The organism is Streptomyces sp. MB09-02B, from assembly GCF_033794485.1.
Lineage (GTDB): Bacteria > Actinomycetota > Actinomycetes > Streptomycetales > Streptomycetaceae > Streptomyces.
In genome coordinates, this window is the sequence record NZ_JARGEE010000842.1 from 1 (window position 1) to 1,464 (window position 1,464).

Sequence of the window (1,464 nt, forward strand, 5' to 3'; positions counted from 1 at the left end):
TCTGTGCGATGAGTCGAGAGCGAGGGTCCTTCCTAACGTGATGCCGCGCTGGTGAGGTGGCATTTGGGACGTGTCTCGGTCCACCTTTTTTTTTTTCAGCCGAAGGAGGCATACGAGGTTTCTGCTTGTCTGGTGGGCTCGGATTGTGTGTGCTGGTGCCGCAGACGTTCGCGGCGGCGGGGCGGCTGTTCCCTGGCTCTTCGGATGCTGCCGTCGCGCGACTGAATATCTTCAACTATGTCGGGTTCTTGATCGGTTCTCCGTTGGTGGGGGCGGTGGGGGATCTCTGGAGCTATCGCGGGGCGATGCTCATCCCCATGGTGTTGGTGCTGGTGACCCTGGTGTACGCCCGGTCGTTCGAAACTGAACCGGACCGATACGGTGGCGGGCATGAGCGGCCGCGCACAGCTGATGTGGGACGAGGCAGTAACGGGCTATGACTTCGGTCCGGACCATCCGATGGATCCGGTCCGGCTGGCATTGACCCGGAGCCTGGTGAGTGCCTTCGGGCTCGACCGGGAGATGGATGTCGTCTCGGCGAAGCCGGCCGGGGAGTCGACGCTGCGGCTCGTGCACCGCGAGGACTACGTGGCGGCGGTCCGGGCCGCGTCCGCCGATCCCGGGGGCGCGGACGGGTCGTACGGGCTGGGGACCGTCGACGATCCGGCCTTTGCCGGGATGCATGAGGTGTCCTCGCTCATCGCGGGGCAGTCGGTGGGGGCGGCGGAGGCCGTGTGGCGGGGGGACGCGCTGCACGCCGTGAACTTCGCGGGCGGGCTGCACCACGCGATGCCCGGGGGCGCCTCGGGGTTCTGCATCTACAACGACGCGTCGATCGCCATCGCCCGGCTGCTGGAGCTGGGGGCCGAGCGCGTCGCCTACGTGGATGTCGACGTGCATCACGGGGACGGGGTGCAGGCGGCGTTCTGGGAGGACCCGAGGGTACTGACGATCTCGCTGCACGAGCACCCTCGGACCCTGTTCCCGCAGACCGGGTGGCCCGAGGAGACTGGAGCCCAGTCGAGCGCGGAGGGGTCGGCGGTGAACGTGGCGCTGCCGGCGGGGACCGGGGACGCGGGGTGGGTGCGGGCGTTCCACGCGGTGGTGCCCGAGCTGATCGCCGACTTCCGGCCGCAGGTGCTGGTGACCCAGCACGGTGCCGACACGCACTTCGAGGATCCGCTGGCGCATCTGGCGGTGTCGCTGGACGCGCAGCGGGCCGTCCAGGTCACGCTGCACGAGCTGGCGCACGAGTACGCCGACGGGCGGTGGGTCGCGCTCGGTGGGGGCGGGTACGCGGTGGTGGATGTGGTGCCGAGGTCGTGGACGCATCTGGTGGCGATCGCGGCGGGGCGGGAGATCGCGCCGGAGACGGTGATTCCCGAGGAGTGGCGGCAGCAGGTGTTCGCTCGTACGCGGCAGTTGGCGCCGGCGCGGATGACTGATGGGCGGTGGCCTGTGGGG

Annotated in this window: 1 protein-coding gene and 1 pseudogene; both read left to right on the plus strand. The window is 69.3% G+C overall.

Translation table 11 applies throughout. The annotated features are described in order from the left end of the window. Positions 1-107 precede the first annotated feature (107 nt). Positions 108-440 (plus strand): annotated as a pseudogene (locus P1P70_RS44540) (MFS transporter); the annotation flags it as partial. Further along, a partial coding sequence (locus P1P70_RS44545) for an acetoin utilization protein AcuC (protein ID WP_319248188.1) occupies positions 391-1,464 on the plus strand: 1,074 nt, incomplete at its 3' end. The pseudogene P1P70_RS44540 and the gene P1P70_RS44545, both read left to right, overlap by 50 nt.